The organism is Paraoerskovia marina DSM 21750 (assembly GCF_000701465.1).
GTDB classification, from domain to species: domain Bacteria; phylum Actinomycetota; class Actinomycetes; order Actinomycetales; family Cellulomonadaceae; genus Paraoerskovia; species Paraoerskovia marina.
Map to the genome: position 1 here is coordinate 42,099 of NZ_JNIY01000010.1, position 26,475 is coordinate 68,573.

Here is a 26,475-nt window from a genome sequence, read left to right on the forward strand (position 1 = left end):
GCTCGCGTAGTGTGCAACCACGGTCGATCTCGCGTGAATCACGAGATTCGGCCGTGATCACTGACATTTGGACGAGAGGGTTCGAGGATGAGGTTCCGGGTCGAGCGGGATGTCCTTGCCGACGCAGTGACATGGACTGCAAGAACGCTCCCCACCCGCCCGCCGGCACCCGTGCTGGCCGGCGTGCGTATCGAGGCGTCGTCCGAGGGAACGCTGAGTCTCTCCACGTTCGACTACGAGGTGTCGGCACGTTCCGAGATCCCGGCGGACGTCTCCGAGTCCGGCACCGTGCTCGTCTCGGGCCGCCTGCTGGCGGAGATCTCCCGTGCTCTGCCGAACAAGCCGGTGGACGTCTCCGTGGACGGGTCCAAGGTCGTCGTCACGTGCGGGGCCAGCCGCTTCACGCTGCTGACGATGCCGGTGGAGGACTACCCCGCCCTCCCGGCGATGCCGGAGCTCAGCGGCACGGTCTCCGGCGACGAGTTCACGCACGCGGTCGCCCAGGTCGGTGTCGCCGCCAGCCGCGACGACACACTCCCCCTGCTGACGGGCGTGCGGATGGAGATCGAGGGCGAGAACATCACGCTCCTCGCCACCGACCGCTATCGCCTCGCGCTGCGCGAGATGACGTGGACGCCGGCCTCGCCGTCGATCTCCCAGGTCGCTCTCGTGCGGGCACGCACGCTGAACGACGTCGCGAAGGCCCTCGGTTCGTCGGGCAAGGTCAACATGGGGCTGAGCACCGGCGCGGGGGTCGACCTCATCGGGTTCGAGGCCGGCGGTCGGCACACGACGTCGCAGCTCGTCGACGGTGACTACCCACCGGTCCGTCGTCTGTTCCCGGACGAGAGCCCGATCCGCGCCGTCGTGGCCACCTCACCGCTGATCGAGGCGGCCAAGCGCGTGGCGCTCGTCGCCGAGCGCAACACACCGATCCGCCTCTCCTTCAGCGAGGGGCAGGTCGTGCTCGACGCCGGGCAGGGAGACGACGCGCAGGCGTCCGAGGCGCTCGAGGCCTCGCTCGACGGCGAGGACATCTCGGTCGCGTTCAACCCGCAGTTCCTGCTGGACGGCCTCGGGGCCATGGGTACCGACTTCGTCCGCCTCGGCTTCACGCACCCGAACAAGCCGGTGGAGTTCGTCGGGCAGGAGTCTCTCGAGGGAGAGCCGTCCACCGGATACCGCTACCTGCTGGTCCCCATCCGGTTCGCCAGCTAGTCCTGGAACACCCTGGAGGTACTCATGCACATCGGCATCGTGGGTCTCGGCAAGATGGGCGCGAACATGCGTACCCGCCTGAGAGCAGCGGGTATCGAGGTGACGGGGTACGACCAGAACCCTGAGGTCAGCGACGTCCCCTCGCTGACCGCCCTGGCGGACGCTCTCGAGGACGAGCGCCGCATCGTCTGGGTCATGGTGCCGGCCGGCGACATCACCCGCGGTGTGGTCGAGGAGCTCGCCGGCATCCTCCGCTCGGGCGACATCGTGATCGACGGTGGGAACTCGCACTACGTCGACGACGCCGAGCACGCGCGTGTCCTGGCTGAGCACGGTATCGACTATCTCGACGTCGGTGTCTCGGGCGGTGTGTGGGGTCTGAAGAACGGATACGGCCTCATGGCAGGCGGTGACGCGGCCGTGGTCGACGTCGCCATGCCCGTCTTCGACGCGCTGCGCCCGGAGGGTCCGCGGGACGAGGGGTTCGTCCACGCGGGCGACGTCGGTGCGGGCCACTACGCGAAGATGGTGCACAACGGCATCGAGTACGGCCTCATGCAGGCGTACGCCGAGGGCTACGAGCTGTTGACGGCCAAGGACGTCGTCCATGACGTCACGGGGACCATGAAGGCGTGGACCCGGGGTACCGTCGTCCGCTCCTGGCTTCTGGAGCTCCTCGTCGCCGCCCTCGAGGAGGATCCCTCACTCGGCAGCATCGACGACTTCGTCGCCGACTCGGGCGAAGGGCGCTGGACCGTGGACGAGGCGATCGACAACGCGGTGCCCCTGCCGGTGATCTCCGCGGCGCTGTTCGCCCGGTTCTCGAGCCGTCAGGTCCAGTCGCCGGCGATGAAGGCGGTCGCGGCTCTGCGTCACCAGTTCGGTGGCCACGCGACGAAGCCGTCCGCCGACGGGTGACCGTGTACACCTGTACTTCTCTCTGATGTACGTCTCACATCTTTCGCTGGTCGACTACCGGTCCTACGCCCAGGCCGACGTGGAGCTCGACCCGGGGATCAACGCGTTCGTCGGCCCCAACGGCCAGGGCAAGACCAACCTCGTCGAGGCGATCGGGTACCTGGCCACGCTCGGCAGCCACCGGGTCTCTGGCGACGCTGCCCTCGTGCGAGCCGGGGCCGAGCGCGCGATGATCCGCAGCCGCGTCGTCCGGGGAGACCGGGCCCAGACCGTCGAGCTGGAGATCACACCGGGCCGGTCCAACCGCGGGCGGGTCAACAGGGGTGCCCCGGGTCGGGCGCGCGACGTCCTCGGAATCGTGCGGACAGTGCTCTTCGCCCCCGAGGACCTCGCTCTGGTCAAGGGTGATCCGGCAGGCCGTCGACGGTTCCTCGACCAGCTCTCCGTGCTCCTGGTCCCCCGCGCCTCGGCGACCCTCTCCGACTACGACCGCGTCCTGCGTCAGCGCAACGCCCTGCTCAAGCAGGCCTCCGTCCGCGCACGTCGGGGCGACGTCGCCGCCGAGCTCGCGACTCTGGAGGTGTGGAACGACAGGCTCGCGGACCTCGGAGCCCAGGTCCTCGCGCTGCGGCTCGAGGCGATCGCCGCGCTGCGACCGTACGTGGCGTCCGCGTACGAGGAGGTCAGCGGCGGTCAGGGAAATGCCGAGATCACCTACGTCCCGACGGTCGAGGACCTCTCCCCCGGCGTCGGCGGCACCGTCCCCGGCGTCGCGGAGATCCAGCGCGCTTTCTCGGCCCAGCTCGTGGAGTCTCGGGACCGGGAGATCGAGCGTGGCATCAGCCTGGTCGGCCCCCACCGCGACGAGCTCCAGCTGGACCTCGGCGACCTGCCCGCCAAGGGCTATGCGAGCCACGGAGAGTCCTGGTCCTTCGCCCTGGCGCTTCGACTGGCCTCCTTCCACGTGATGACGCAGGGGGTTCCGGACGACCTGCGGCTCCTGGCGGGCGCGGCGGACTGGGGGGCCCACGGTGAGCCGGTCCTGGTGCTCGACGACGTCTTCGCCGAGCTCGACGTGCGCCGTCGGGAACGTCTGGCGGGGATCGTGTCGACGGCTGGGCAGGTCCTGGTCACCGCGGCCGTGCCCGACGACGTGCCCGGGGTCCTCGACGGGGCGCGCTTCCGTGTCCGGACGGGTGAGGTGACCCGTGAGTGATCCGTCCGTCCCGGCCGCGCCTGAGGGGGAGGACGGGGACGACGTCGCACCTGTCGCCGACCATCGTCCCCTCGCCGAGCGCGTCGACCTCACTCCCCCGGCCTCGGTCGCGCGCGCGGCGCTGGACCGTGCCCGGCTCCAGGCGAAGGAACGGGGGATCCGGCCGGGGCGACGTCGTCCCAGCCCGCTGGCGGACTCGGCGACCGCCGAGCGCAAGGGGCCCGGCGCGCGCGACCCCCAGCTCTTCGGCGACGCCATCACCAACCTGCTGCGCCAACGGGGATGGACGGCAGACGTCACGGTGGGTGGGGTCGTGGGCAGGTGGAGGGAGATCGTCGGCGACGACGTCGCGAACCACTGCGTCGCCGAGACGTTCCACGACAAGGTCCTCGTGATCCGTGCGGACTCCACCGCCTGGGCGACGCAGATGCGGATCCTGACCCCGCAGGTGCTCAACACGATAGCGAAGGAGGTGGGGGACGGAGTCGTCACGGAGCTGACGGTGCTCGGGCCCGCCGGCCCGTCCTTCAAGCGAGGCCCCAGGTCCGTCCGAGGAAAGGGCCCGCGCGACACATGGGGTTGAACCTCGTGCCTGCGGGTCGGCGTCGACGGACCGTCGTCAGCAGGCGATTCGCTCCCCCGGTGGAAAAGCCTGTGGAAAACTCTGTGGACGGGCCCGTTCATCCACCAGTTTCTGCGGATTTGCGGGTAGGATAGGGCTGTCAGTCCGGGTCCCCCGTGGGTCGGTCGTGCAGGTGCCCCCACCGGTCCGATCTCCTCTCGTGGGGTTCGGAACGCGTGATCGGTGAGTTTCCCCACCCCGTGGGGTGCTCACGACGACGAGGAGCCTCTCAACCCGTGGAAAACCAGAGCAATCCCACCGTTCCCGGCCCTCACGACGATCCTTCGCCCGTGGTTGGTACGACGCCGGAGGTCAAGGCACAGGAGCCGCACGCCGGATCGTACGACGCAGGCAACATCACCGTCCTCGAGGGCCTTGAGGCTGTTCGCAAGCGTCCTGGCATGTACATCGGGTCGACGGGAGAGCGTGGCCTCCATCACCTCGTGTACGAGGTTGTGGATAACTCTGTGGACGAGGCGCTCGCCGGTCACGCCGACACGATCGACGTCGCGCTCCTCGCGAACGGCGGGGTGCGTGTCTCCGACAACGGGCGCGGCATTCCGGTCGCGATGCACCCCACGGAGAACCGGCCGACGGTCGAGGTCGTCATGACGATCCTGCACGCGGGCGGAAAGTTCGGCGGGGGCGGGTACGCGGTCTCCGGAGGTCTCCACGGCGTGGGTATCTCCGTGGTGAACGCACTCTCCGAGAAGGTGGAGACCGTCGTCCGCCGCGACGGCTACGTCTGGTCGCAGCGCTTTGCCGACGGAGGCGTCCCCCAGACCGGGCTCGACCAGGGCGAGGCGACCGAAGAGACGGGTACGACGCAGACCTTCTGGCCCGACGGGACCATCTTCGAGACGACGCACTTCGACTTCGAGACCCTCCGCGCCCGGTTCCAGCAGATGGCGTTCCTCAACAAGGGACTGCGCATCACGCTGACGGACGAGCGACCCGGATACATCGACACCGACGACGAGGTCACGGGCAGCGACGAGCTCGACGACGAGGCGACCGAGGGAGCCGAGGCACACAAGCCGCGCGTCGTCTCGTACAAGTACGACGGCGGGCTCGTCGACTACGTCAAGCACCTGAACAGCGCCAAGAAGGTCGACCTGGTCCACGAGGAGATCATCGACTTCGAGTCGGAGGACACGGAGAAGCGCATCTCCGCCGAGATCGCCCTGCAGTGGACAAGTGCGTACTCCGAATCTGTACACACCTATGCGAATACGATCTCGACCACCGAGGGCGGGACGCACGAGGAGGGTTTCCGTGCGGCGATGACGTCGCTCGTCAATTCCTACGCGCGCGAGAAGAACATCATCAAGGAGAAGGACGACAACCTCACGGGCGACGACATCCGCGAGGGCCTGACCGCCGTCGTGTCCGTCAAGCTCGGCGAGCCGCAGTTCGAGGGCCAGACCAAGACCAAGCTGGGCAACACCGAGGCCAAGACCTTCGTCCAGCGCATCGTCCGCGAGCGGCTCACCGACTGGTTCGACTCCCACCCCACCGAGGCCCGGGACATCATCCGCAAGGCGATCCAGGCCTCGCAGGCGCGGATGGCCGCGCGCAAGGCCCGCGAGGCCACACGCCGCAAGGGCCTGCTCGAGTCGGGCGGCATGCCCGGCAAGCTGCGCGACTGCCAGTCCAACGACGCCTCGCTCTGCGAGGTGTACATCGTCGAGGGTGACTCCGCCGGCGGTTCCGCCGTGCGTGGCCGCAACCCGGAGTACCAAGCGATCCTCCCGATCCGCGGAAAGATCCTGAACGTCGAGCGTGCGCGTCTCGACCGTGCGCTGGGCAACCAGGAGGTCCAGGCGATCATCACCGCGTTCGGCGCGGGGATCGGCGAGGACTTCGACATCAGCAAGCTGCGGTACCACAAGATCGTCCTGATGGCCGATGCCGACGTCGACGGCCAGCACATCAACACGCTGCTCCTGACGCTGCTGTTCCGCTACATGCGGCCGCTGATCGAGGGCGGGCACGTCTACCTCGCACAGCCACCCCTGTACCGCCTGAAGTGGTCGAACGCCCCGCACGACTACGTGTACTCCGACCGGGAGCGCGACGTCTTCCTCGCCGCCGGCCAGGCCGAGGGCAAGCGGATCCCCAAGGACAACGGCATCCAGCGCTACAAGGGTCTCGGCGAGATGGACTACTCCGAGCTCTGGGACACCACGATGGACCCCGAGCACCGGACCCTGCTGCAGGTCACGATGGACGACGCTGCCGCTGCCGACGAGATCTTCTCCGTGCTGATGGGGGAGGACGTGGAGTCACGTCGTGGGTTCATCCAGCGCAACGCCAAGGACGTGAGGTTCCTGGACATCTAGCGCACCGCCGCTCTGAGCCCAGGACGGCCCGGCCTGATGCCGGGTGCCCAACCGAGACGAGGTAACACGTGACCGACGAGCAGACTCCTGACCAGGACCCCACGCCCGAGACCCCTGCAGTACCCACCGGCGAGGACGCGGTGGCCGCGGCCGCCGCCCTGGCCGTGCACCACGGCCGGATCGAGCCCGTGGACCTGCAGCTCGAGATGCAGCGCTCCTACCTCGACTACGCGATGAGCGTGATCGTGGGCCGTGCGCTCCCCGACGTGCGGGACGGCCTCAAGCCCGTGCACCGCCGCGTGCTCTACGCGATGTACGACGGGGGCTACCGTCCGGACCGCTCGTTCTCGAAGTGCTCGCGCGTCGTCGGCGACGTGATGGGAAAGTTCCACCCCCACGGTGACTCGGCGATCTACGACGCACTGGTCCGCCTGGTCCAGGACTGGTCGATGCGCTACCCGCTCGTCGCGGGTCAGGGGAACTTCGGCTCCCCCGGCAACGACCCCGCGGCCGCGCCGCGATACACGGAGTGCAAGATGGCTCCGCTCGCGCTCGAGATGGTCCGCGACATCGACAAGGACACCGTCGACTTCGGCGACAACTACGACGGGCGCACGCAGGAACCGCTGATCCTCCCGTCGCGGATCCCCAACCTGCTGGTGAACGGATCCTCGGGCATCGCCGTCGGCATGGCCACGAACATCCCGCCGCACAACCTGCGCGAGGTCGCGGAGGGCGTGCGCTGGCACCTCGAGAACCCTGACGCGAGCAAGGAGGAGCTGCTGGAGGCTCTCCTGCAGCGGATCAAGGGACCGGACTTCCCGACGGGCGCCTCCGTGCTGGGGCACGCCGGGATCGAGGAGGCCTACCGGACGGGCCGTGGGTCGATCACGATGCGCGCGATCGTGAACGTCGAGGAGATCCAGAACCGCATCTGCCTCGTCGTCACCGAGCTGCCGTACCAGGTGAACCCCGACAACCTGGCCCTGAAGATCGCGGACCTCGTCAAGGACGGGCGTATCCAGGGCATCGCGGACATCCGCGACGAGACGTCCGGGCGTACAGGTCAGCGTCTCGTGATTGTACTGAAGCGCGACGCCGTCGCGAAGGTCGTGCTCAACAACCTGTACAAGCACACGCAGCTGCAGGACAACTTCAGCGCCAACATGCTCGCGCTCGTCGACGGCGTCCCCCGGACGCTCAGCCTGGACGCCTTCATCCGGCACTGGACCACCCACCAGATGGACGTCATCGTCCGCCGCACCAACTACCTCCTCAACGAGGCCGAGCAGCGCATCCACATCTACCGCGGATACCTCAAGGCGCTCGACCAGCTCGACGAGGTCATCGCCCTCATCCGCCGCTCCCCCGACGCCGACGCCGCGCGCACCGGCCTGATGGAGCTGCTCGGCGTGGACGAGCGGCAGGCCCGCGCGATCCTCGACATGCAGCTCCGCCGGCTCGCCGCGCTGCAGCGCCAGGAGATCATCGACGAGCACGACAACCTGCAGCGTCTGATCACCGAGTACCGCGCGATCCTGGCGGATGAGAACCGGCAGCGCGAGATCGTGCGCGAGGAGCTCGACGAGATCGTCGACAAGTGGGGCGACGACCGCCGCACGACGATCCTCCCTTACGGCGGCGAGGTCTCGATGGAGGACCTCATCGCCGAGGAGGACGTGGTCGTCACCATCACCCGCGGTGGGTACGTCAAGCGGACCCGCTCCGACAACTACCGCGCACAGCGTCGCGGCGGCAAGGGCGTGCGTGGTGCACAGCTGCGCGAGGACGACATCGTCGACCATTTCTTCGTCACGACGACGCACCACTGGCTGCTGTTCTTCACGAACCTCGGTCGTGTCTACCGCGCGAAGGCCTACGAGCTCCCCGAGGGCGGCCGCGACGCCAAGGGTCAGCACGTGGCCAACCTGCTGGCGTTCCAGCCCGGCGAGAAGATCGCCCAGGTGCTGGGCATGCGCGACTACGACGCCGCGGAGTACCTGGTCCTCGCGACCCGCCGCGGTCTCGTCAAGAAGACACGCCTGAGCGAGTACAACTCCCCCCGCAGCGGCGGCCTGATCGCCATCAACCTGCGCGAGGACGACGAGGGTGTGGCGGACGAGCTCGTCGCCGCACGCCTGGTCGACGCGACCGACGACATGATCCTCGTCTCGCGCAAGGGCCAGTCCATCCGATTCCAGGCGAACGACGACGCCATTCGCCCGCTGGGCCGTGCGACGTCGGGCGTCACGGGGATGAAGTTCCGTGAGGACGACGAGCTGCTCTCGGCGGACGTGGTCGTGCCAGGGTGCGACCTCTTCGTCGTCACCGAGGGTGGGTTCGCCAAGCGCACGCCGATCGACCAGTACCGCGTGCAGGGCCGCGGCGGGCTCGGCATCAAGGTCGCGAACCTCGTCGAGGCGCGCGGGGACCTTGTAGGCGCGCTGATCACCGAGGCGGACGACGAGGTGCTCGTCATCATGGAGCGCGGCAAGATCGTGCGATCCGCGGTCGCCGAGGTCAACCTCACGGGGCGCAACACCCAGGGCGTGACCTTCGCGAAGCCGGGCAAGAATGACCGGATCATCGCCGTCGCGCGGAACGTCGAGAGTCGACTTGCCGAGGATGGCGCTACGGTGGACGACACCGACCCAGCCACTGGCGGCGGATCTGCAGCAGATGCGGATGCGGCCACGAGCGAGGAAGCCTGAGAATGACGACCAACGACCGGCTGAAGACCGACACGCCTCCCCCGCCTCCTGAGCCGAAGGACACCGCCAAGGACACCGCCAAGGACGCTGACCTTCCGTTCGACCAGGACAAGTCGGTCGAGCGACCCGGCAGCACGACGACTCCTCCCGGACCCCCGGCGACGACGGAGCAGCCGACGGTCCCGGCGTCGTCGGCCACCGCCGGCGTGAAGTCCTCGGCCGCGAAGGCTGCTGCTGCCGCCATGTCCGTCGCGCGTTCCGCCCGTGACCGGGTGGCGAGCGCGACGGCCGAGGCGCAGGCAGCCCGTCAGGAGCGCTACGGGCAGCGGGAGAACGCCGCGGCGTCCTCCGGGGCGCAGGAAGCACCTCAGGGAGCTTCGGCGGGCGCGGAAGGCACGAGCGCGATGCCGGGTCGCGAGCAGCCGGCGTCGTCCCAGCAGTGGAGCGCCGCCGGCACGACCGGCACGGCCACCGCGACGGCTCCGGCCGCGGTCGACGGGTCGGTCCGTCGGGTCCGGCTGGTCGTCTCGCGGGTGGACCCCTGGTCCGTCATGAAGCTGGCATTCCTGATGTCGTTCGCGCTCGGGATCCTCTGGGTCGTCGCGACCGCGATGTTCTGGAGCACCCTCGACGGGCTCGGCGTCTTTACGGAGATCGACGGGCTCGTGCAGAGCATCGTGGGCGAGGAGAACCCGGTCGACGTGCTGCAGTACGTCGCGTTCGACCGTGCACTCTCGCTCGCGGCGCTGATCGCGATCGTGAACCTCGTGCTCCTGACCGCGATCGCCACGATCTTCGCGTTCATCTACAACCTGGTCGCCGCGGCGGTCGGTGGGATACACGTCACACTGACCGACGAGTGATCCGGTTTGGGAACGACGGCTGAGATCAGGTATCGTCAACCGTCGCGCCCTTTGGGGCGCACGGGCCCATAGCTCAGGCGGTTAGAGCGCTTCGCTGATAACGAAGAGGTCGGAGGTTCAAGTCCTCCTGGGCCCACTGCACGGACGATCCGACGGAGGAGAGATCGCATGAAGAAGCTGCTCGTCATTGCACTCACTGCGGGAGTCGGTTATTTCGTCTGGCGCAAGTACACGGAGAACGCTGAAGAGCGCGACCTCTGGGCTGAGGTCACCGACACGTTCGAGTGACGCGGCAAACCTCGCAGATCGTGCGAGGTGCGGGGCCATGGCGCAATTGGTAGCGCACCTGCTTTGCAAGCAGGGGGTTGCGGGTTCGAGTCCCGCTGGCTCCACCATCGAAGGGCACCGACCATCGCGGTCGGTGCCCTTCGTCGTGAGGAGAACTGCGGCAGGCCAGGGATCTATGCCGAGAGCTGCATGGTCGTCAGGCACGTCTCCGCGTTCTCGTCGGTCGTGACCGGTGCTGTCGCGGTCTTTCCGTCGTGGGTGATCGTCAGCGTCGCCTCGATGTCGCGGGGGAGCCAGAGGCCCGCGAACCCGTTGTCGGCGAGCTCACGGGTCTCGTCGAGCAGGGTTTCGCCGCTGGCGTCGTCCACCACGGTCACGGCGATCTCCTCGCCGCCGAGCTCCCCGGTGCACGTCGTGAGCGAGTGCATCGAGCACGGGTGCGTCTCGTCGACGTACGGCGCGACCGAGAGGTAGAACTCGTCGTCGGGCAGGGGAAGGGTCGTCTCCCCGGACCCCGCCTTGAGAACCAGGTCGGTGGGCTGGACCGAGGCGATGAGATCGGTCGCCCGTGCGTCGAGGGGTGTGGCCTCGAGGGAGTCGATCATCTCCTTGGCGGACATCCCGTCGAGTCCGTAGGTCTCGAGGTCGTCGTTCCCGGTGGAGACGTCCGGCGTCGAGCACCCGGCGAGGAGCACAACCGTTGCGAGCAGCGCACCGGTGAGGGCTGCCGTCCGGCGCGCCACGGGGCGGGGAATCACGGTTCGGGGAGTCACAGGGCGGTGAGGCACGTCGAGATCCTTCGTTCGGGGTCCGGGCGGGGACGGTCGAGGGGGGCCTTGTCAGCCGGCGCGGCGCAGCCGCAGGGAGTTCCCGACGACGATCACCGAGCTCAGTGCCATCGCGGCCCCCGCGATCATGGGGTTGAGCAGACCGGCTGCCGCGAGCGGGATCGCCGCGACGTTGTAGGCGAACGCCCAGAAGAGGTTCTGCTTGATCACCCGCAGGGTGTCGCGCGAGAGCTGGATCGCGGTCGCGGCGGAGCGGAGGTCGCCCCGCACGAGCGTGATGTCGGACGCCTCGATCGCCACGTCCGTGCCCGTGCCCATCGCGAGGCCGAGGTCGGCCCCGGCGAGGGCTGCGGCGTCGTTCACGCCGTCGCCGACCATCGCGACGGTCTTGCCCTCGGAGCGCAGCCGCGCCACGACGTCGGCCTTGTCCTCGGGCAGGACGCGCGCGATCACGTCGGACTCGTCGATCCCGACGGTGCGGGCGGCGGTCCGGGCGGCGGCCTCGGAGTCCCCGGTGAGGAGGATCGGGTGCAGCCCCAGGTCACGCAGCTGCGCGACGGCCTCGGCGGAGGTCTCCTTCACCGCGTCCCGCAGGACGAGGGCCGCGCGGGCTGAGCCGCCCCACCCGACCACGACGGCGGTGGCACCGGACTGCTCGGCCTCGGCCACGGCGTCGTGAATCTCGGGTGGGATGGTGAGCCCGTCCGCCTCGAGGAGGCTCAGGCGGCCGACGACGACGCGGCGCGCGTTCAGCGAGCCTGTCCCCAGGCCTGTGGACGCGGGGGAGAGGCCCGAGTGCGCCTGGCGGACGACCGCCTCGACGCCCCCGCCGGGGGTGGAGGTGAAGTCGAACGCCTGCAGCGACCCGATGGTGACGCCGTCGCCACCGGTCTGCGCGGTCGGGTCGGCGGTCGTCTCGGCCGCGGCGGCGACGGCCTGCGCGATGGGATGCTCGCTGAGCGCCTCGACCGCGCCGGCGTGGGCGAGGGCGTCGTCCGCGTCGGTGCCGGGGGCCGGGACGACGGTCTCGAGCGCCATCTCACCGGCGGTGACGGTCCCCGTCTTGTCGAGCACGATCGTGTCGACGCGACGGGTCGACTCCAGCACCTCCGGACCCTTGATCAGGATGCCGAGCTGGGCGCCACGGCCGGTGCCGACGAGCAGTGCGGTCGGGGTGGCGAGGCCCAGGGCGCAGGGGCACGCGATGATCAGGACGGCCACCGCCGCGGTGAAGGCGAACGCCGTGTCGGCGCCGGCGAGCAGCCAGCCGACGAGCGTGAGCACCGCGATCACCAGGACGATCGGCACGAAGACCGCGGAGATGCGGTCGGCCAGGCGCTGCACCGGGGCCTTGCCGGTCTGCGCCTGCGTGACGAGGCGGCCGATGCGGGCGAGAGTCGTCTCGTCCCCGACCCGGGTCGCACGCACGAGCAGGTGCCCGGACGTGTTGACGGTGGCACCGGTGACGTCGGAACCGGGGGAGACGTCGACCGGCACGGGCTCGCCGGTCAGCAGGGAGGTGTCGAGCGCGCTGGTGCCCTCGACCACGACGCCGTCCGTCGCCACCGTGGCCCCCGGGCGCACGGTGAACAGGTCGTCCACGCGGAGGTCGGAGGCGTCGACCGACTCGGTGACGAACCGCCCGTTCTCGCGGCGGGGAGCGCCGTCGTCGTCCGTGAGGACGTGCTCGGCGTCCTTGGCGCCGAGCTCCAGGAGGGAACGCAGCGCGTCCCCGGCGCGACGGCGTGAGCGGTGCTCCGCCCAGCGTCCGCCGAGCAGGAACGTGGTGACCACGACGGCGACCTCGAAGTAGAGCTCCGGCGGTCCCGTGTGCTCGCGGGAGGGGAGGAGGGAGAACTCCATCTGCATCCCGATCTCTCCGGCGCCGCCGAGCAGGAGTGCCCAGAGCGACCACGCGGTCGCCGCGATCACGCCGATCGAGACCAGGGTGTCCATGGTCGACGCTCCGTGCCTCGCGGCCCGGAACGCCGCGGCGTGGAACGGCCACGCGCCCCACACCACGACGGGGAGCGAGAGCGCGGCGACGACCCACTGCCACCCGGGGAACTGCAGGACGGGCACCATCGAGAGCAGGACGACCGGGACCGCGAGCACGGCGGAGACGAGGAATCGTCGTCTGAGGTCGGCTCCGCGGTCCGGGGTCGGCGCGGAGGTGTCCTCGCCCTCGACCATCTGGTGCCCCTCGGCCATCGAGTGGCCGGACAGGGCGTGCTCCGTCGGGTCGTGGGCGTCGGCGTGGGTGCTCTCCGGGGCGGAGGGGTGGTCACCGGCGGGCGCGTCGGTCGAGCGGCGTCCGGTGACCCGCGCGGTGTACCCGGCGCGGGATACGGCCTGGACGAGTGCCTCGTCGGTCACGGGGGCGGTGAGGAGGACGTGCGCCGTCTCGAGCGGCAGGTTGACGGTCGCCTCGACACCCTCGACGGCCCCCAGCTTCTTCTCGACGCGGGCGACGCAGGATGCGCAGGTCATCCCGGAGATGGCGAGGTCGACCTCGCCGAGGGGGAGGGCGTGCTCGTCCTGCTGCTCGGGTGCGGGTGGGGTGCGGTCTGCCATGGTGACTCCTTGCCATATACCCGTAGGGGGTATCAACACAGTACCCCGTGGGGGTACCTCGATGTCAAGGAAGTGGCGGAGATGCGCGAAGGCCGCGCCCCGAGGGGCACGGCCTTCGTCCGAGGGTCGGGCTACACCCGACCCGAGGTCACTTCGTCGACCCGCCCTTGGGGCCGGGCTTCGGGGTCCCGGAGGACTTGGAGCCCGCTGATTTCGCGGCGTCGGAAGCCTTCGCCGCCGTGCCCTGGGCAGCGTCGGCAGACTTCTCCGCAGCATCCTTGACGGCCTCGGTGCCGTCGTCGACGGCGTCCTTGGTCGCGTCGGCGGCGTCGTTCGTCGCGTCCTTCGCGGAGTCCACGGCGCTGTCGGCCGTGCCCCGTGCCTTGTCCGCCACCTTCTTGGTGGCGTCCTTGGCGTCGTCGATCGCGTGGCTCGCCTTGCCGGCGGCGTCCTTGGCGACCGCGGCGGCCTTGTCGGCGGCGTCGCGGCCCTTCGAGACGGCCGTCCCGGCGGCCTCGCCGACCGACTCCGCGGCACGGCCCACCGGTGAGCTCGCGCTCGACGCGGGGACGCTGGCGGGCTCGACCGGGTCGGACCAGGGGTCGTCCGTCGGCTGGGCGCGGCGCCAGAGGACGACGGCGGTCCCGGCGGCACCGACGGCGACGACCGTCCACAGCACCTTGTGGGACTTCTTGTCGGCCTTGGCCGCTTCCTTCTCGGCCTTCTTGGCAGCCTTCTTGGCGGCCTTGCCCGTGGCCTCGACGTTGCTCTGAAGGTCCGCGACGGCGGAGTCGGCAGCGGCGATGGTCGCCTTGCCCGCCTGCTTCGCCGTGTCGCCGGCCTTCTCCGCGGCGGCGTTGACCGACGCGACGAGCTTGGGGATCACCTCGTCACGCAACTTGGCGTGAGCGTTGTCGATGGCCGGGCCAGCCTTGTCGGCGGCGGCCTCGATGCGCGGCGCCGCGGCGATCACGCTCTCGTTCCACGCCTTCTCGGCACGCGGAGCGGCCCAGTCGCGGGCCGCTCCGGCAGCGTCCTTCGCCTGGTCGGCGAGCTGCCGTGCCGCGGGCCCTGCCTGCTCACGCGCCTCCTGGAACTGGGCTGCGAGCTGTGCGCCCTGTGCCTTCAGCTTTTCCGTGTCGATGGAGGCGGCCGCCGTGCTGGCGGACTTCCGGTTTTTTCCCACCATGGAGCTCCGATCGTTGTGGCGCGGTTATCTTCTACGTCACTCTGCCACTCCGTCCGATACGTCGCACCCGGCATCGGCAACTTGTGACGAATCAGGCCCGGGATCCGCACGCCCGTGCGAGAATGTCGACATGTTTGCGACACTCCACACCTCTGCCGGCGACATCCGCATCGAGCTCTTCGAGAACCACGCACCGAAGACCGTCGAGAACTTCCGTGGTCTCGCCACGGGCGAGAAGGCCTGGACCGACCCGCGCACGGGCGCTGAGAGCAACGCCCCGTTCTACGACGGTCTGATCTTCCACCGCGTCATCGAGGACTTCATGATCCAGGGTGGCTGCCCCCTGGGCACCGGGACGGGTGGCCCCGGCTACACGTTCAACGACGAGATCCACCCGGAGCTGAGCTTCGACCGCAAATACCTCCTCGCGATGGCGAACGCCGGCTCGCGCCGCAACCCCGTCACCGGAGAGACCGAGGGCACCAACGGGTCGCAGTTCTTCATCTCGACGACGCTGACCCCGTGGCTCAACGGCAAGCACACCATCTTCGGTGAGGTCGCCGACGACTCGAGCCGCGCCGTCGTGGACCAGATCAACGCCGTCCGCACCCGCCCGGGCGACCGCCCGGTCGAGGACGTCACGATCAAGTCCGTCACCATCGAGGACTGATCATCAGCGCGTCCACCCCCGGGGCGCCGCAGGGCACGGGAGAGGTTCCCGTCTGCCCGCGGCACCCCGATCGCCCGTCGTACGTGCGCTGCCAGCGCTGCGTACGGCCGGCGTGCCCCGAGTGCCAGCGCCCCGCCGCCGTCGGGGTCCAGTGCGTCGACTGCGTCAAGGAGTCGGCACGCACCACCCGCTCGGCGCGGACGGTGTTCGGCGGCGAGATCCGCCAGGGCCGGCCGGTGGTGACGCTGACGATCATCGGCATCTGCGTGGTGAGCTGGGTGCTCCAGCTCGCCACGGGCGGGGCGTGGACGGAGCGGTGGTGGTTCGCACCGTCGATCGGTCAGGACGAGCCGTGGACGTTCCTCACGGCCGCGTTCCTGCACTCGACGAGCCCGCTGCACATCCTGTTCAACATGTACGCGCTGTGGATCGTCGGCCAGTACCTCGAGCCGGCGTTCGGCCGGGCCCGGTTCATCACGCTGTATCTGCTCGCCGCGGTCGGCGGGCAGGTGGGTGTCCTGATGCTCGCGAGCCCGTTCGACGACTCGTGGCGCACCGCCGTCGTCGGGGCGTCCGGGGCGATCTTCGGGCTCTTCGGCGCGATCTTCTTCGCCATGAAGAAGTTGGGCCGCAACGCGTCACAGATCCTCGTGCTGATCGCGATCAACCTGGCACTGCCGCTGTTCATCCCCAACATCGCGTGGCAGGCTCACGTCGGCGGGCTCCTGGTGGGCCTGGTGCTCGGCGCGGCCTATGCGTACGCACCGCGGGACAAGCGGCAGCTCGTGGCCTGGCTGGCACCGGCCGTCGTCGGCGTGGTGCTGCTCGGGCTCACGGTGTGGAAGTACTCGACGGTCCCGTCGATCGGGAGCCTGCTCGGCGCCTGAGGGAACCACATCGGTGTAGTTATCCACAGGTTATCCACCCCTGGGGACGACGGTCCCCGGGGGTGGAACGCCTACTTCCAGCGGGTGGTGAGCGAGAAGCCCGCGATGATGAACGCGAACCCGATGGCGAGATTCCACTGACCGATCGAGGGGATCGGCAGGTCCATCTTCCCGGAGGTCAGGTAGAAGATGACGATCCACGAGAGGCCGACCAGCATCAGGGTCAGCATCGTCGGGAGCAGCCACGGCGGGTTGACCTCTTCCTTCTTCGACACCGCAGGAACGGTGGAAGGGGCCTTCTTCTTGCGACGCTTGGACTCGGGCACGGGTTCTCCTGCGAGGACTTGACGGATCGGGCGTCGGACGGCGCAACCGCACCGTCGCTCGTCGACTAGCGTAGTGCGCGCGGGCGTAGAGTCCGACCATCCGGCGGAGACCGGGTCGAGGAGGTGGACAGGGTGAAGAGTCGGCACCTGACGCGAGCGCGTGTGCGCAGCGCGCTGAGCGTGTTCGTCGTGCTCGTCATCTGCGGCCTGATGTTCACGGCCAGCGCGAGCCTCGCCAACGGGTCGAGCGACCGCCACGCCGAGAACCTTCCCGAGCTCGTCGCGCAGGAGTCCGAGCGCGTGGCCGACCTCCAGGACGAGGTCGACGATCTCGACGCCGAGATCTCCACGCTCCAGGAGGAGGCGGGCGTCGACGCCACGGACGGGACCTCCGCGGACATGCGCGTCGTCTCCGGCTCGATCGCCGTCGAGGGGGACGGCGTCCGGGTCAGCCTCAACGACGCACCCGACTCCGCGCTGTCGGACGACTACCGTCCTGACGACCTCGTGGTGCACCAGCAGGACCTCCAGGGCTTCGTCAACGCACTCTGGGCCGGCAGGGCCGAGGCGATGACGCTCCAGGGGCGTCGGGTCGGGCCGACCACGGCGTTCCGCTGCGTCGGCAACGTCCTGATCCTGCACGGTCGCGTCTACTCCCCGCCTTACGTGGTCGAGGCCATCGGCGACCCCGACGCGCTCCGCGCGGGCATGGACGACTCCGACGCGGTCGAGATCTACCGCAGCTGGGTCGACGTCGTCGGGCTCGGGCTCGACATCTCCGACGAGACCGGGCTCGAGATGCCGCGGACCGAGAGCGTCGAGCTCTCCTACGCCCGGCTCCCCGACGACCAGCTCGACGAGGTGGCCTCGTGAGCCACCCACTTCCGTTCCGACCTGAAGGTGCACCACAATGGCGACCGTGAAGGCCCCCAGAATCCTCGTCGTGGACAACTACGACTCGTTCGTCTACACCATCGTCGGCTACCTCGACCAGCTCGGTGCGGAGACCGTCGTCGTGCGCAACGACGCCGTCCCCACTCCGGACGAGGACGGCCGGTTCCGCGACGTCGACGGCACGGTGTTCGACGGCGTCCTCGTCTCTCCCGGCCCGGGCACCCCGCGCGACGCCGGCGCGAGCGAGGACGTGATCCGCGCCTGTGCGCGGTCCCGAACGCCGATGCTGGGCGTCTGCCTGGGACACCAGGCGCTCGCCGAGGTGTTCGGCGGGACCGTGACGCACGCCGAGGAACTGATGCACGGCAAGACCAGCCGCGTCGAGCACCACGGCGTCGGCGTCCACGCGGGACTTGCCTCACCGTTCACGGCCACCCGCTACCACTCGCTCGCCGTGCTGCGGGAGAGCGTCCCGGACGTGCTCGAGGTGACGTCGGAGACGGCGGACGGCGTCGTCATGGGCCTGCAGCACCGCGACCTCCCGCTGCACGGCGTGCAGTACCACCCCGAGTCGGTGCTGACCGAGGGCGGCCACCGCCTGCTCGCCAACTGGCTCGAGCTCTGCGGCGGAATCGGTGCGGTCGAGCGCTCCGCCGGGATGGCTCCGCTGGTCCGGAGCTAGCACCGGTCCATCGACGCACGAACGGCCCGCAACCTCCGTGGTTGCGGGCCGTTCGTGCGTGCGGGTCTACCTCGGCGGAGCGTCAGCCGTCCGCGCCGGGCTCCGTGGTGGGATCCGTGTTCGGACCGCCGTCGTCCCCGTTTCCGTTGCCGTTGCCCGGCTCGTCCGACTCGCCGGACGGCCCGGTCGAGACGACGATCGTCACGACCGTGCCGACCTCCACCTCGGAGCCGGAGCCGGGATCGGTACGGATCACCTGGCCGGCGGCCACCGAGTCGGACGCCTCGGTGGTCACCGTGGAGTTCAGGTTGCCCTCCTGGCGGAGCTTGACCTCGGCGTCGCTCTGGCTCAGCCCCGTGACGTCGGGGACCGTCGTCGTCTCGACCTCGGGCTCCTCCGCGATCCAGATCGTCACGGTCGTGTCCGCCGTGACGCTGGTGCCCGCGGAGGGGTCCTGCCGGAAGACGTCGCCCGGCTCCTGCTGGGCGCTCTGCTCCGAACGGACCGAGCTGTTCAGGCCGGCGTCGCTCAGCGTGCTCGTGGCCTCGTCCTCGGACATGCCGGTCAGGTCGGGGACGTCGAACTCGCCGGTCGAGAGCGTCAGGTTCACGGTGGCCCCGGCCTCGACCGGGTCGCCCCCGGCGGGGTCGGTGCTGATGACGTGGTCGGCCGCGACGCTGCTGCTGTCCTCGGTCGACGTGCTGCCGACCTTCAGCCCTGCCGCCTCGATCGCGGCCCGGGCGTCGTCCTGCGACTGGCCGACGACGTCGGGAACCTCGACCGAGTCGGGCCCGGAGGACCAGTACCCGACGATCTCGGCGCCCTTCTCTTGCATCGTCCCGCCCTCGGGAGTCTGCTCGAGGAACGTCCCGGCCTCGGCGTCGTCCGCCCGCTGGCGGTCGTCGAGCGTGAACTCGGCGCCCTCGACACCCTCGACCAGGTCGCGCGCCTCGTCGACCGTCATGCCCTCGCTGATCGCGGGCACCTCGAACTCGGTGGCCTCCTTCTCCCCGCCGAGGAGGAGGAAGGCGACGATCGCGGCGATCGCGACGGCGCCGATGGCGATGAGGGTCCACATCAGACCCTTGCGACTCTTGGGCTCCTCCTCGTCCGGGTCGACGGGCACGGGCTGCGTCCCCGACGTCGGGTTCTGCAGCGCGGTCGCTCCCCAGGGGTTCTCCTGCGTCGCGCCCATGACCTGGGTCGAGTCGGCGGCACCCATCACCTGGGTGGCGGCCCCGGCGGCGCCGGCGGCAGCAGCTCCGGCGGCGACGACGCCGAGCGCACCCGCCGAGATCGCCGTCCCGCGGGAGGCCGCGTCCAGGTCGGCGCGGAACTCGCCCGCGCTCGAGTAGCGGTCGGTGCGGTCCTTCGCGAGGGCCTTGAGCGTGATCCGGTCGAGCACCTCGGGGACGTCGGGGGCGACGTCGGACGGCTTGAGCGGCGTCTCGCGCACGTGCTGGTAGGCGACGGCGACGGGGGAGTCGCCGACGAACGGCGGCCGGCCCGTGAGCATCTCGTAGAAGAGGCAGCCGGTGGAGTAGAGGTCGGAGCGGGCGTCGACGGTCTCGCCGCGCGCCTGTTCGGGGGAGAGGTACTGCGCGGTGCCGATCACGGCCTGCGTCTGCGTCATCGTCGCCGCGGAGTCGGCCATGGCCCGCGCGATGCCGAAGTCCATCACCTTGACCGCCCCGGTCGGGGTGATCATGACGTTCGCGGGCTTGATGTCGCGGTGGACGATCCCGGCGTGGTGCGAGTACTCGAGCGCGGCCAGGACGCCGGCCGTGATCTCGACGGCCTCCTCGATCGGTACCGACTGACCGTCGCGGACGATGTCCCGGACTGTCTGGCCCTCGACGTACTCCATGACGATGAAAGGCACGTGGACGCTCGCGCCCTGCGTGTCCGTGTGGATGTCCTCGCCCGTGTCGTAGACGGCGACGATGGCGGGGTGGTTCAGCGCGGCGGCAGACTGCGCCTCGCGCCGGAACCGGGTGAGGAAGGACGGGTCGCGGGCGAGGTCGGAGCGCAGGATCTTGATTGCGACCGTACGCCCGAGGCGTGTGTCGTGGCCGATGTGGACCTCGGCCATTCCTCCGCGACCAATGAGTTCGCCGACCTCATAGCGGCCGGCGAGAACTCGGGGAGCGTTCTCCACCTGTCACACGTCCTTCAGTGTTGTCTCGGGGCAGAGCGTCGTCTGACGCTCCGCTACGGTGTGCATCATCCCACTGTCGAGCGGTGAGACGGCATGTCCTGGCAACGATACGGTCACGATTCCGACATCTGAGACTAAATCGTCGGGGGGAGTGAAACGCGCGGCGTCGTCGTCGGCGCCACCCCCGGTCAGAACGGTCGCGAGCACCAGGACGACAAGGATTCCGATCAGGGCCAGCAGCGGCCACGACAGCAATCCTGAGCCCAGACGGAAGCGTTGGCCCGTCGTCGTCGACGTCCGCACGGGCTCCCGCCGCGAGGACCGGCTCGGGGTCGAGGGGGGCCGGCGCGTGGAGTGGTGGACGTCGCGCCGGGTGGGGTACGACGGCGAGTCGGCCTCTCCCTCCGACGCCGAGCTCTTCGGCCGGGGAGGGATCGACGGCGTCTTCTCCGCAGACTTCTCCGGCGCCTTGGCCCGCGCGCGGGTGCGCTGCGCGGCGGGCGCGGGGCGGTCGTCCGGACGACGCCAGGGAGCCGGCGGCCCGCTCTCCTCGGGGACGACGACGTCGGTCGCCGCGGGCGCCGGAGGGGGCGGCGGTGCGTCGGCCACGACGGCCGCGGCGTCACCGAACCCGGTGCCGTCGGGCTCGACGGCGTGGCGCGGGCTGCGCAGGGCCGCGGGGATCGGGATGGACGTGAGCTGCGGGGCGGGGTCGGTCGTCGGGTGCGGGCCGACGTCGGATGCCTGGCCGGCCATCCCGGCGACGGCGTGCGCGCCCACCGAGCCACGACGGGAACGACGGCCCCACGGGTCGTCGGCGACGCGCTGCGTCAGCTCGTCGAGAGCCTGCCCGACGGCGGCCGCGGTGCGGGGACGCTCGGTAGGGTCCTTCTCGAGCATCTTCATGATCAGCGCGGCGAGGTCGCGGTGCACCGCGGCGGGCAGCGGCGGCACCGCCTCGTTGACGTGCGCCACGGCGATGTCCACCGGGGTCTTGCCGGTGAACGGGCGCCGGCCCGCCACCGACTCGTACGCGACGATCCCGAGCGCGTAGACGTCGGAGGCACCGGTCGCGGCCTGACCGATCGCCTGCTCGGGGGAGAGGTACTGGGCGGTGCCCATCACCATGCCCGTCGCGGTCATCGGCACCTGGTTGGCGGCCAGCGAGACACCGAAGTCGGTGATCTTCACCTCGCCGGACTTGTCCAGCAGGATGTTGCCCGGCTTGATGTCGCGGTGGACGACCCCGGCGACGTGGGCGGCGTGCAGGCCGCGTGCCGTCTGCGCCAGGATCGGCAGCAGGCGGGGGAGGGCGATCACGGGTTCGCGCTCCAGCAGGTCGGCCATGGGTTCGCCGATGACGAGCTCCATCACGAGGTACCCGGACTGCTGCTGCTCGCCGTAGTCGTACATCTGCGCGATGTTCGGGTGCGAGAGCGCCGCGCTGTTGCGTGCCTCGGTGCGCAGGCGTGCGAGGAAGTCCTCGTTGCCCGCGTACTCGGAGCGCAGCACCTTGACGGCGACCTCCCGGTGGAGGGCGCCGTCGTTGGCCACCCAGACCTCACCCATGCCACCGATCGCGATCCGTCGCACGAGGGTGTAGCGACCCCCGAGGACGAGGCCCTCGGCAGGTGTCATCCGAGAACCGCCTGGATGACGGCGCTGGCGATCGGGGCGGAGACGGAGCCACCGGTGGCCTCGCTGCCCTGGCTGCCGCCGTCCTCGACGATCACCGCGACCGCGACCTGCGGGTTGTCGGCGGGCGCGAACGCGGTGAACCAGGCGTGCGGGTTCTCGGTCCCGTCGCCGTGCTGGGCCGTGCCCGACTTGCCCGCGACCTCGACGCCGGAGATCTGTGCCGCGGTTCCCGTGCCGTCCTCGACGACACCGAGCATCATCTCGGTGAGCTCCGATGCGGTCTCGGACGAGACGGACTGTCGCAGCGTCTGCGGTGCCGTCTGGCTGACCACGTCGAGGTCCGGTGAGCGCACGGTGTCGACGAGGTAGGGCTGCATCTGCTCGCCGCCGTTCGCGATCGCCGCCGAGGTCATCGCGATCTCGAGCGGAGTGGCGAAGACGTCGCCCTGGCCGATGCCGGCGCGGGCCAGCCCTGCCTCGTCGAGGTCCTCGGTGGCCGGGAACCGGCTGGGCGTGACGGTCATCGGGATGGACAGGTCGGTGTCGTAGCCGAACGCCTCGGCCTGCTCGCGCAGCGCGTCCTCCCCGATCGCCACCGCGAGCTCCGCAAAGGCGGTGTTGCAGGAGATCTCGAGCGCCTCGGCGAGCGTCTGCTCCCCGGAGGGGTCGCACTGCTCTCCGCCGAAGTTCGGCAGGAACGCGGTGGAGTTCGGGTACACGTAGCGGTCCGGGGCCGGGATGACCGTGTCGGGCTCGTAGTCGCCCGACTCGAGCGCGGCCGCGCTCGTCACCAGCTTGAACGTCGAGCCCGGCGGGTAGGTGTCGCCCGCGATGGCGCGGTTGATCAGCGGGTCCGTGTCGTCGTCGACGAGCGCCGAGTACGAGTCGGACGCCGCGCCCAGGTCGTGGTCCGCGAGGACGTTCGGGTCGTAGGAGGGCTTGGAGACCATCGCCAGGATCTTGCCCGTGGCGGGCTCGATCGCGACGACGGCGCCGACCTGGTCGCCGAGTCCGTCCCACGCAGCCTGCTGCGCGGCGGCGTTGAGCGTGAGCTCGACGGACGAGCCCTGCGGGGTGTTGCCCGTCAGTAGGTCCTTGATCCGGGTGAACCAGAGGTCGTCGGCCGTCCCCGAGAGGTAGTCGTCCTCGGCCGCCTCGATGCCGGTGCTGCCGTTGACGAGGGAGTAGAAGCCGGTGACGGGGGCGTAGAGCTCACCGTCGGTGTACTCGCGCTGGTACTGGTACGGGTCGTCCACCGGCTCGGACTTCGCGATCGAGTCGCCCTCGACGACGATCGGGCCGCGGGCGCGCCCGTACTGCTCGTAGATCGTCCGCTTGTTGCGCGGGTCGGCGGAGATGTCCGGGGCGCGGAACACCTGGATGATCGTGGTCGAGACCATGAGTGCGAGCACCATCAGCAGGGCGATGGTCGCCACGCGGCGAATGGGGACGTTCACCGGTCGCTCCCTTCGTCGCGTGTGCTGGGGTCTGTGTCGTGGTCCGACGTCGCCGGGTCAACCTCCGGCGACGGTGCCGTCGTGGTGGGTGGTTCGCCCGGCGGCGGGGGCGGAGGGACGGGCGGAGCGGGCGGGACGGTGCCGGGACGGCCGGTTCCCGGAGCGTTGCCGCCGCGGCCTTCCGCGTCGAGGTCGACCGGCCGGATGGCCGCGGTCTCCTCGCTGGCCGACTCGGGCCGCGACGTCGGGCGGACGATCTGTGCCGGACGGCCGGGGCCGCCGGCCGCCGTCGGGACACCCGCGGTCTGATCGGCCGCCGAGACGCGCACGGGGCCGGGCGGGGCGACGTCGGGCTCGCCGACGGCGTCGACCTCCTCGACGTCCTGCTCGACCGGCAGGTGCCCGGACGCGACCTGCCCGCGGACCGGAAGGGCCGACGGGCGGCGGGCGTTGTCGGAGATCCGCAGCAGCAGGCCGACCACCAGCCAGTTCGCGAGGAGCGACGAACCACCGTGCGCGACGAACGGGAGCGTCAGCCCCGTGATCGGGATGATGCGGGTGATGCCGCCGACGACGACGAAGAGCTGGAGAGCCATGACGAACGCGAGACCGCCGGCCAGGAGCTTGCCGAACCCGTCGCGGACGCCCACCGCCGTGCGCAGACCGCGCTCGATCAGGATCAGATAGGCGATCAGGATGGCGAGCAGACCGGTGAGGCCCAGCTCCTCACCCAGCGAGGCGTAGATGAAGTCGGAGTACGCGTACGGGACGAGGTTCGGGTACCCGTTGCCCCAGCCGGTGCCGAAGAGGCCGCCGTTGGCCATGCCGAACAGGCCCTGGACCAGCTGGTAGGACGTTCCCTGGTCGTACACGGCGGTGTCGAAGGCGTGCAGCCAGCCGTCGATGCGGGACGAGACGTGGCTGAACGTCGTCGCGGCGAGGATCGCGCCGCCGCCGAACAGCACCATGCCGATCAGCACCCAGCTGATCCGCTCCGTCGCGATGTACAGCATGGCGACGAAGAGGCCGAAGAAGAGGAGCGACGTCCCGAGGTCGCGCTCGAAGACAAGGACGGCCAGTGACGCGAGCCAGATGAGGATGATCGGCCCGAGGTCGCGCACACGGGGCAGGTGCAGCCCCATGAGCTTCGGGCCGGCGAGCGCGAGCGTGTCACGGTTGGTGACGAGGTATCCGGCGAAGAACACCGCGAGGGCGATCTTCGCGAACTCGGCCGGCTGGAGCGAGTTGCCCGCGATCGTGATCCAGATCCGGGCGCCGTTGATCTCCTGGCCGAGCCCCGGGACGAGGGGCAGCGCGATGAGGATGAGACCGACGACCATCGCCGTGTAGGTGTACCGGCGCAGCGTGCGGTGGTCGCGGAGCAGGAAGATGACGGTGGCGGCGACGAGCATCGCGAGAGCCGTCGCGCCCAGCTGCCCGTTGGCGAACGTCTGGTCGGTGCCGCTCTCCTGCTCGCCGAGGTCGGAGCGGTAGATCATCGCCAGGCCGATGCCGTTGAGCCCGACGACGATCGGCAGCATCACCTGGTCGGCGTACGGTGCGCGCCAGCGGAGCAGCATGTGCATGCCGAACGCGAGGACGACGAGGCCCACGGTGTGCACCCAGAACTGGGTGGGCAGGGTCTCGGTGATCCGCAGCGCGACCTGCGCGTAGGCGGTCACCCCGAGCGCGAGCGCGAGGACCAGGAGCCAGAGCTCGGCCCGTCGTCCGGGACGCGCTGCGGTGGGCTCGACGGTGACCATCAGGCATCACCCGTCGTCGGCGTCTCCGTGGGGCTGGGCTCCACCTCGACGGTCGGCGGGATCGCGTTGTCCGCGATACCCGCGGCACGGTCCTCGGCGTCCGCGAGGCTCTTGGCCGGGACGGTCTGCTCGACGCGGGTCTGCAGGTAGTCGGGCAGGTCCGAGACCGCGGTGTCGGTGACGTCGACGGCGGTCGAGAGCTCGAACGAGCCGATGGACGTGGGGATCCCCTGGAACACCGCCACCTTGTCGTCCGAGACACCGACGTAGTACTGCGTCTGCGTCCAGGCGTAGGCCGCCCACGCGGCGGCGGCGAGTCCACCGAGGATCAGCAGCGTGGCGAGGACGGGGACCCACCGGCGACGACGGGGGGTGTCGCGTGCGTCGCTGGCGTCGCCGAGGTCGCCCTCGGCCGACAGCTCCGGCAGCGCGGCAGCGCGCGCGGCGGGTCCGTCCTGCGCGACGGTCGCGCGGTTGTGGTCCTTCGCGGCCGAGCCCACCACCTGCGCGGTGGTCCCCGGCCCCGCGCCGTCGGGAAGCCGGTCGAGGTCGACCACGTCGGCGACGACGGCCGTGATGTTGTCCGTGCTGCCCGCGCGGAGCGCGAGCTGGACCAGGTGGTCGGCGCACTCGTCGATGTCGGGCATCTCGATCAGGGTCTGCTCGAGCGTCTCGATCGACACGAACCCCGAGAGTCCGTCGGAGCACAGCAGCCAGCGGTCGCCGGCCCGCGCCTCCCGGACGGACATGTCCGGCGTCAGGTCGACGTCGAAGTCGCCGAGCACGCGCATGACGACGTTGCGCTGCGGGTGCGACTCGGCCTCCTCGGCCGTGATGCGGCCCGAGTCGACGAGGTGCTGGACGAACGTGTGGTCCGTCGTGACCTGGGCGAGCTCGCCGTCGCGCAGCAGATATGCGCGCGAGTCACCGAGGTGCGCCATCACGAGCTTGTTGCCCGCGCGCAGCATCGCGGTGACGGTGGTGCCCATCCCGTTCAGGTCGGGCTCCTCCTCGCTGCGCTGCACGAGGTCCACGCGCGCCTCGTCGACCGAGCGCTCCAGCTCGGAGAGGGCGTCGTCCGGCCCGTGCGACTCGCCGTCGAGGTGCGCGAGCGCGGCGATGGTCATCGACGACGCCACGTCACCCCCGGCGTGACCGCCCATGCCGTCGGCGACGACGAGAAGGTGGGGACCCGCGTAGGCGGCGTCCTGGTTGTTGGCACGCACGAGTCCGACGTCGGACCGTGCGGCGTACCGCAGTGCGATGTTCAC

General features: G+C 70.2%; 21 protein-coding genes and 2 tRNA genes. 14 read left to right on the top strand and 9 right to left on the bottom strand.

Annotated elements, in window-relative coordinates:
• Window positions 1-87: 87 nt before the first annotated feature.
• The 10 genes from dnaN (at window position 88) to Q343_RS0112320 (ending at window position 10,285) form a co-directional block, all read left to right on the top strand.
• A complete protein-coding gene (gene dnaN / locus Q343_RS0112275) occupies window positions 88-1,218 on the top strand; it encodes a DNA polymerase III subunit beta (RefSeq protein ID WP_029253866.1) in 1,131 nt (376 codons plus the stop codon).
• Between the two features lie 24 nt (window positions 1,219-1,242).
• A complete protein-coding gene (gene gnd / locus Q343_RS0112280; RefSeq protein ID WP_029253867.1) occupies window positions 1,243-2,136 on the top strand; it encodes a phosphogluconate dehydrogenase (NAD(+)-dependent, decarboxylating) in 894 nt (297 codons plus the stop codon).
• A 25-nt stretch (window positions 2,137-2,161) separates the two neighbouring features.
• Entirely contained in the window at window positions 2,162-3,352 is a 1,191-nt protein-coding gene (gene recF / locus Q343_RS0112285; RefSeq protein ID WP_029253868.1) for a DNA replication/repair protein RecF, read from the top strand.
• Window positions 3,345-3,935: a DciA family protein gene (locus Q343_RS0112290; RefSeq protein ID WP_029253869.1), complete on the top strand. Its 591-nt coding sequence runs from the start codon at window positions 3,345-3,347 to the stop codon at window positions 3,933-3,935. The genes recF and Q343_RS0112290 overlap by 8 nt, the downstream gene beginning before the upstream one ends.
• Window positions 3,936-4,264: 329 nt before the next feature.
• Entirely contained in the window at window positions 4,265-6,316 is a 2,052-nt protein-coding gene (gyrB, locus tag Q343_RS0112295) for a DNA topoisomerase (ATP-hydrolyzing) subunit B (RefSeq protein WP_029253870.1), read from the top strand.
• Between the two features lie 140 nt (window positions 6,317-6,456).
• A complete protein-coding gene (gene gyrA, locus Q343_RS0112300; RefSeq protein ID WP_043110080.1) occupies window positions 6,457-9,027 on the top strand; it encodes a DNA gyrase subunit A in 2,571 nt (856 codons plus the stop codon).
• A gap of 2 nt (window positions 9,028-9,029) precedes the next feature.
• Window positions 9,030-9,890, top strand: a complete 861-nt coding sequence (locus Q343_RS14955) for a DUF3566 domain-containing protein (protein ID WP_248616828.1) — start codon at window positions 9,030-9,032, stop codon at window positions 9,888-9,890.
• A 62-nt stretch (window positions 9,891-9,952) separates the two neighbouring features.
• Window positions 9,953-10,026, top strand: a tRNA-Ile gene (locus Q343_RS0112310).
• 32 nt (window positions 10,027-10,058) lie between these two features.
• Window positions 10,059-10,178 (top strand): DLW-39 family protein, encoded by a 120-nt coding sequence (locus Q343_RS15490; RefSeq protein WP_211249010.1) that lies wholly within the window; start codon window positions 10,059-10,061, stop codon window positions 10,176-10,178.
• 31 nt (window positions 10,179-10,209) lie between these two features.
• Window positions 10,210-10,285, top strand: a tRNA-Ala gene (locus tag Q343_RS0112320).
• A 66-nt stretch (window positions 10,286-10,351) separates the two neighbouring features.
• On the opposite strand, the gene Q343_RS14200 is transcribed toward Q343_RS0112320, so the two are convergent.
• The 3 genes from Q343_RS14200 to Q343_RS0112335 all read right to left on the bottom strand — a co-directional run bounded on the left by Q343_RS14200 (window position 10,352) and on the right by Q343_RS0112335 (window position 14,729).
• Window positions 10,352-10,966 (bottom strand): CueP family metal-binding protein, encoded by a 615-nt coding sequence (locus tag Q343_RS14200; protein ID WP_248616829.1) that lies wholly within the window; start codon window positions 10,964-10,966, stop codon window positions 10,352-10,354.
• 51 nt (window positions 10,967-11,017) lie between these two features.
• On the bottom strand, window positions 11,018-13,540 hold the full coding sequence (locus tag Q343_RS0112330; RefSeq protein WP_043110071.1) for a heavy metal translocating P-type ATPase: 2,523 nt from the start codon (window positions 13,538-13,540) through the stop codon (window positions 11,018-11,020).
• Between the two features lie 148 nt (window positions 13,541-13,688).
• Entirely contained in the window at window positions 13,689-14,729 is a 1,041-nt protein-coding gene (locus Q343_RS0112335; RefSeq protein ID WP_052367190.1) for a hypothetical protein, read from the bottom strand.
• A 130-nt stretch (window positions 14,730-14,859) separates the two neighbouring features.
• On the opposite strand from Q343_RS0112335, the gene Q343_RS0112340 reads away from it, so the two are divergent.
• Window positions 14,860-15,399, top strand: coding sequence for a peptidylprolyl isomerase (locus tag Q343_RS0112340; protein ID WP_029253876.1), 540 nt, complete (start codon window positions 14,860-14,862; stop codon window positions 15,397-15,399).
• Window positions 15,400-15,482: 83 nt separating this feature from the next.
• Window positions 15,483-16,286 carry a rhomboid family intramembrane serine protease gene (locus Q343_RS0112345; protein WP_248616830.1) on the top strand — a complete coding sequence of 268 codons (804 nt, stop codon included), beginning with the start codon at window positions 15,483-15,485 and terminating at the stop codon, window positions 16,284-16,286.
• 71 nt (window positions 16,287-16,357) lie between these two features.
• Here Q343_RS0112345 and Q343_RS0112350 read toward each other — a convergent pair whose 3' ends face one another.
• Window positions 16,358-16,612: a cell division protein CrgA gene (locus tag Q343_RS0112350; protein ID WP_029253878.1), complete on the bottom strand. Its 255-nt coding sequence runs from the start codon at window positions 16,610-16,612 to the stop codon at window positions 16,358-16,360.
• A 132-nt stretch (window positions 16,613-16,744) separates the two neighbouring features.
• On the opposite strand from Q343_RS0112350, the gene Q343_RS0112355 reads away from it, so the two are divergent.
• Together Q343_RS0112355 and Q343_RS0112360 are read left to right on the top strand one after the other, a co-directional pair.
• Entirely contained in the window at window positions 16,745-17,485 is a 741-nt protein-coding gene (locus Q343_RS0112355; protein ID WP_043110072.1) for a DUF881 domain-containing protein, read from the top strand.
• Between the two features lie 37 nt (window positions 17,486-17,522).
• Window positions 17,523-18,188 carry an aminodeoxychorismate/anthranilate synthase component II gene (locus Q343_RS0112360; protein WP_029253880.1) on the top strand — a complete coding sequence of 222 codons (666 nt, stop codon included), beginning with the start codon at window positions 17,523-17,525 and terminating at the stop codon, window positions 18,186-18,188.
• 82 nt (window positions 18,189-18,270) lie between these two features.
• On the opposite strand, the gene pknB is transcribed toward Q343_RS0112360, so the two are convergent.
• From pknB to Q343_RS0112385, 5 genes are read right to left on the bottom strand one after another with little or no spacing between them, the layout of a single operon-like run.
• Window positions 18,271-20,346, bottom strand: a complete 2,076-nt coding sequence (gene pknB / locus Q343_RS0112365) for a Stk1 family PASTA domain-containing Ser/Thr kinase (protein ID WP_029253881.1) — start codon at window positions 20,344-20,346, stop codon at window positions 18,271-18,273.
• Between the two features lie 3 nt (window positions 20,347-20,349).
• Complete coding sequence (locus tag Q343_RS14630) at window positions 20,350-21,984, bottom strand: serine/threonine-protein kinase (protein WP_052367191.1); 1,635 nt, start codon at window positions 21,982-21,984, stop codon at window positions 20,350-20,352.
• Window positions 21,981-23,441 (bottom strand): peptidoglycan D,D-transpeptidase FtsI family protein, encoded by a 1,461-nt coding sequence (locus Q343_RS0112375; protein WP_029253883.1) that lies wholly within the window; start codon window positions 23,439-23,441, stop codon window positions 21,981-21,983. The genes Q343_RS14630 and Q343_RS0112375 overlap by 4 nt, the downstream gene beginning before the upstream one ends.
• Window positions 23,438-25,204 (bottom strand): FtsW/RodA/SpoVE family cell cycle protein, encoded by a 1,767-nt coding sequence (locus tag Q343_RS0112380; protein ID WP_081829823.1) that lies wholly within the window; start codon window positions 25,202-25,204, stop codon window positions 23,438-23,440. The genes Q343_RS0112375 and Q343_RS0112380 overlap by 4 nt, the downstream gene beginning before the upstream one ends.
• Window positions 25,204-26,475, bottom strand: a complete 1,272-nt coding sequence (locus Q343_RS0112385) for a Stp1/IreP family PP2C-type Ser/Thr phosphatase (protein ID WP_029253885.1) — start codon at window positions 26,473-26,475, stop codon at window positions 25,204-25,206. The genes Q343_RS0112380 and Q343_RS0112385 overlap by 1 nt, the downstream gene beginning before the upstream one ends.

What these genes read in the sequence shown, in the direction of transcription:
- dnaN (WP_029253866.1), top strand. Translation starts at nt 88, where the DNA reads ATGAGGTTCCGGGTCGAGCGGGATGTCCTTGCCGACGCAGTGACATGG.
- gnd (WP_029253867.1), top strand. Translation starts at nt 1,243, where the DNA reads ATGCACATCGGCATCGTGGGTCTCGGCAAGATGGGCGCGAACATGCGT.
- recF (WP_029253868.1), top strand. Translation starts at nt 2,162, where the DNA reads ATGTACGTCTCACATCTTTCGCTGGTCGACTACCGGTCCTACGCCCAG.
- Q343_RS14955 (WP_248616828.1), top strand. Translation starts at nt 9,030, where the DNA reads ATGACGACCAACGACCGGCTGAAGACCGACACGCCTCCCCCGCCTCCT.
- Q343_RS15490 (WP_211249010.1), top strand. Translation starts at nt 10,059, where the DNA reads ATGAAGAAGCTGCTCGTCATTGCACTCACTGCGGGAGTCGGTTATTTC.
- Q343_RS0112330 (WP_043110071.1), bottom strand. Translation starts at nt 13,540, where the DNA reads ATGGCAGACCGCACCCCACCCGCACCCGAGCAGCAGGACGAGCACGCC.
- Q343_RS0112335 (WP_052367190.1), bottom strand. Translation starts at nt 14,729, where the DNA reads ATGGTGGGAAAAAACCGGAAGTCCGCCAGCACGGCGGCCGCCTCCATC.
- Q343_RS0112340 (WP_029253876.1), top strand. Translation starts at nt 14,860, where the DNA reads ATGTTTGCGACACTCCACACCTCTGCCGGCGACATCCGCATCGAGCTC.
- Q343_RS0112360 (WP_029253880.1), top strand. Translation starts at nt 17,523, where the DNA reads ATGGCGACCGTGAAGGCCCCCAGAATCCTCGTCGTGGACAACTACGAC.
- Q343_RS14630 (WP_052367191.1), bottom strand. Translation starts at nt 21,984, where the DNA reads ATGACACCTGCCGAGGGCCTCGTCCTCGGGGGTCGCTACACCCTCGTG.
- Q343_RS0112380 (WP_081829823.1), bottom strand. Translation starts at nt 25,204, where the DNA reads ATGGTCACCGTCGAGCCCACCGCAGCGCGTCCCGGACGACGGGCCGAG.